The organism is uncultured Olegusella sp. (assembly GCF_947253395.1).
Lineage (GTDB): Bacteria > Actinomycetota > Coriobacteriia > Coriobacteriales > Atopobiaceae > Olegusella.
This window is the reverse complement of record NZ_CAMXYY010000118.1, coordinates 1-4,184: the sequence shown is the minus strand read 5'-3', so window position 1 is coordinate 4,184 and position 4,184 is coordinate 1. Positions and strand designations below refer to the sequence as shown.

Annotated in this window: 5 protein-coding genes; all 5 read left to right on the top strand. The window is 48.0% G+C overall.

Annotated features, from left to right (window positions below):
• On the top strand, positions 1-1,104 hold a 1,104-nt coding region (locus tag Q0X25_RS07530; RefSeq protein WP_298580748.1), incomplete at its 5' end, for a collagen binding domain-containing protein.
• Positions 1,105-1,348: 244 nt separating this feature from the next.
• Positions 1,349-2,392 carry a hypothetical protein gene (locus Q0X25_RS07525; RefSeq protein ID WP_298580745.1) on the top strand — a complete coding sequence of 348 codons (1,044 nt, stop codon included), beginning with the start codon at positions 1,349-1,351 and terminating at the stop codon, positions 2,390-2,392.
• A 244-nt stretch (positions 2,393-2,636) separates the two neighbouring features.
• The gene (locus Q0X25_RS07520; protein WP_298580742.1) at positions 2,637-3,143 is read left to right on the top strand and encodes a hypothetical protein; all 507 of its coding nucleotides are present in this window, start codon (positions 2,637-2,639) and stop codon (positions 3,141-3,143) included.
• 9 nt (positions 3,144-3,152) lie between these two features.
• On the top strand, positions 3,153-3,380 hold the full coding sequence (locus Q0X25_RS07515; RefSeq protein WP_298580739.1) for a helix-turn-helix transcriptional regulator: 228 nt from the start codon (positions 3,153-3,155) through the stop codon (positions 3,378-3,380).
• On the top strand, positions 3,377-3,904 hold the full coding sequence (locus Q0X25_RS07510; RefSeq protein WP_277259672.1) for a VanZ family protein: 528 nt from the start codon (positions 3,377-3,379) through the stop codon (positions 3,902-3,904). Before Q0X25_RS07515 ends, Q0X25_RS07510 begins: the two co-directional genes overlap by 4 nt.
• Positions 3,905-4,184: the final 280 nt, after the last annotated feature.

Genomic DNA, 4,184 nt, shown 5'->3' with positions numbered 1-4,184 from the left:
AGCTTTGGCAATCTTCTTGTGAACAATCCCGCAACGAGCAAAGTGTCGCGCTATACCGTGGAAGAGAGTTCAGTTCCCGCGGGATACGTGGCATCGTGCGTGTATGAGACCAAAGATGGCCACCTCGTGGCAACCATCACCAACACACGCATCCATGGCACCATTCAGGTGACCAAGGTGGACGCAGCCGATGGCGACAAACTGCTGCCGGGCGTGACCTTCCAGCTCAGGCAGGATGACGCCGTGGTACGTGAGGGTGTGACGGACGCAAACGGAAAAGTCGAGTTTGCTGACGTGCCCTATGGCAGCTATCAGGTTGTGGAGACGGCGGCGCCAGAGGGATATGTGCTTGATCAGACGCCCCATGCGGTAAGTATTGCCACCGAGGGACAGGTTGTCGCTCTGACGGTGGGCAACGAGGGTATCAAGGGGTCGCTGTCCGTGACGAAGGTCGATGCCTCCGATGAGAGCAAACTTCTGGCGAAAGCCGAGTTCTCCCTCATGAAGGAAGATGAGGTCGTGGCGAGCGGCACCACGGGGGAGGATGGCACGTTCACGCTTGGCGACATCCCCTATGGCGACTACACACTCATCGAGACCAAGGCTCCCGAGGGCTATGTGCTTGATGCCACGCCCATGCCAGTCCAGATTCGTGAGCATGGCGCTACTATTGCGCTTACCGTGAAGGACCGTATGGTCAAGGGGTCTATCGTGGTTTCGAAAGTGGATGCGGCCAACGCCTCCAAACTCCTTGCTGGCGCGACATTCCAGGTCAAGCAAAACGGCAAGGTTATTGCTGAAGGCATGACGGGGCAAGACGGGACCGTCATGTTTGAGGGGCTTGCCTATGGCGACTACGAGGTTGTGGAGACGGCGGCACCGAAGGGCTATGAACTTAACTCCGATCCAGTGGAAGTCCAGATTCGTGAGGACGGCAAGGTAGTGGAGCTGACCGTTAAGGACAGCGCCAAGCCGTCTCCCAAGGCGGCGACCCCTCAGACGGGAGATGCTGCTTTGAGCCTGACGAGCCTCGTTGCCTCAGGCGCACTTGCGCTCGCGGCGGGCCTTCTCTTCCGCCGGCGCCGTGTGAGCAATCAGGAATAGTGTGATACGCGTGCCTTGCATTCGCAATGGCACGCCTTGGCACTCACGTTGTGTGAGTGTGTAACGGATAAGAGGCGACAGGGCCACCCATTACGGGTGGCCCTGTCCGTTGTATAGTGCACGTTAGTGTGCACTCGACCAAGCTTGCAACAAAATTACAATAATGAAAGCATGGTTGCTAAACATGATGAGTAAGGTCTGCACTTTCGAACCGTTAGGGTAACAGCAAAAAAGAGATATGAGTATGCTGACTGATTCTGAAAAGATGCGAAATATCAAAACTGTCCGCATAAGGCGAGCCCTGCTTGTCGCTAGTGCTTGCTGGCTAGCCATATGCGCTCTGCTGCTGGTAGTTGAGCAGCTGACAGGATTGACATTGCTCATCAAGCTGGGCATATATCTCAGACAAACCGATCTCTACTTTCTTATGGGATCAATTTGTGTTGCTTGGATAATTTGGGGGCTCATTTGTGCTTGGAGACGTGCGATACGCAAAGTATCGAAGTTTGCCATTGTGCTTGCGTGGGTCATGGTGATCCTAGGCAGCCTCGTTGGGATGTTTGCAGAGCTGTTTGAGCGGGCAGGTTCTTCTTATTATGAGTTTTCATCACCTAACGGCAAGCATACCTTGGTCGCTGAAGAATCAACTTTTTTGCTCGGTGGCTCGATGAACTTTTATGAGCGTAATAATTTATTATTTATAGGGCGTCAGTTTGCCAGTATTCCCATAGACGTTAGCTCTAGCGGAAGTTATAGCGTGTACTGGCAGAATGATGTGGTGACATTTGTTGGTTGTACCTATGACCATGCCCATCAGCGTGTGGTAAGCATCGATTTTGATAGTGGCAAGCAGCTTGAAAATTATGAGTTTTCATCCGTTGGTTCGAGTGTTGACATACAAGGTACAGACGAAAACATACAAGGCACAGACGATAATCTGGCGCAGCAGAACAATCAAATTACTAAGGGTTTAGTGGCTATAGCCCATCATTATGGGAGTGGCAAAGCTGAAGAAAAAGATATTACTTATACCGCAAAAGGCGTCCCAAAGCTGGTACTCAACAAGGATGCAAAGCAAATTACCTATGTGCTGTATGACCGCGAATCCGCTAATGAGAAATGCGTTTTGTATGTTGTCTATAAAGAAGAACTCGCAGCCAGCGATGCTGAACCCCAAATTGTCGACATGCTTGCATATGAATACTCGACCGAAAAGGTAATCAGCTCGGGAAAACGTGATTGGGCCGATGCAGGCTCTTTGGCGTATTGCACAGCAATAGGGGAGTAGTACTTCTCCCGTATTGATTGAGACATCAAATAAATTCCGAAAACTTAAAAACAGTATCGATGCGAATAACATAGACAGCTATTTTGCTGACTTTAAGACACAGTCATGCTTGCCATGTTGACTTGGTGAACAAAAAAGTTATTGACAAACGATAACTTACTCTCTAGGATAATTATCGTTAAACATTAACAAATGAGTGTTTAACATCTAATTTGTATCTAAAGAGAAGTGAAAGCGAGTCATCATGCAAGAGTCTGAAAACATCTCACAGCTCAAGAGGATGTGTAACACCCTCGCCATCATTGCAAGAATCCTGCAGCTTTTCACAATCGCTGTGCTTGCCCTCTTCTTGCTGGGAATGTTTGCGTATGCAGTACTTCATGCGGAGATTTTTACTACTCCGTTTTTAGGCAGGATGAATGTGCTGGGATTTAGCGTTAAAACACAAGACGTTCTGATGTCTGGTATTGGTATTTTTGCACTCACCATTTTTGGCATGGTGGCACTAGGCCTGGTTATTGCATTTTTTACTTTGCTCCAGAGCACCTTTGCGCAGGTAGCCCAAAGTTACTCGCCATTCACTGAGGGTGTTCGCAAAAAACTGCTGGCGTTGGCAATCGTTGCCGTAGTGCTTGCTTTGCTTGCCGGAAATTTGCTCTCAGCTATTTTTGAGACAATTACCTTCGTGGCCTTCTTCCTCATGTTTGACTATGCCTGTGAACTGCAGCTTCAGTCGGATGAAACGCTGTAGGAGGTACCGATGGGAAAGATTGTGCTTAGGCTTGATCGCGTTATGGCAGATCGGAAGATATCGCTTAAAGATTTATCCGAAAGAGTCGGAATTACCAATGTAAACCTATCAAAGTTAAAAAATGGACATATTAGCGCGGTGCGATTTAGCACCTTGGGGGCGCTGTGCGAAGAGTTGCAGTGTCAGCCAGGCGACATATTGGAATATGAGTCTGATGATGAGGGAGGCAACGAATGATGTCCAATAGCCAGCAGAGCAAAGGGATTATTGCTGTATTCATTTTTTATCTGGTACTTCTTTCTTGGGTAGTGCTGTTTAAAATGCAGTTCTCGCTTGCAGACCTCAGTACCACGCGTCAGATCAATCTGATTCCTTTTTATTATGATGAGGAAACCTCAGGTCATGTACGTGAGATTATTGACAATGTTTTGATTTTTATCCCCTTTGGCATATATATGCGCATGGCATTTCGCAAGCTCCCTGTTGGAACAACTATCTTGATCATTGCTCTTACCAGCCTTGTGTTTGAGACTCTGCAGTTTGTACTGAGCATTGGAGCCTCGGATGTGACAGATATTATTGCTAATACGATGGGCGCTGCGTTTGGAATTGCGTTGTATGCCCTCTTGGCGCGCATAGCAAAAAGTAGCGCTGTACGGGACAAGATAAGTGTGTTGGACAAAATAATCGTCCTTGTATCAGCGGTTCTCATGATTTTGGCAGTAGCTGGGGTAGCGTTTTTGCTCTATGTAAATCAGTAAGCTTGGCATCCAACAGCACGAGTAGGAAGAGTGGCCTGTTATTCTCCTCATGCTCCGTAGAAGCAGTGGCAATCATTCACCCAAAAGAAAAGCGTTTTTGTGGCCAGCGTATTATTGCTCGGATGCTAGCTTATGTTGTTCTATTTTTTTGCTAACCAGTTCGATAGCCATTGGAGCCATCGATAAGACTTGGAATGGGTTTTCTTACTTTTGATTTTTCGCTTGTCTTGCGGCTGTCTCTTATACACATCTGACGCTGCCGACGAAACCTTATGGGTGT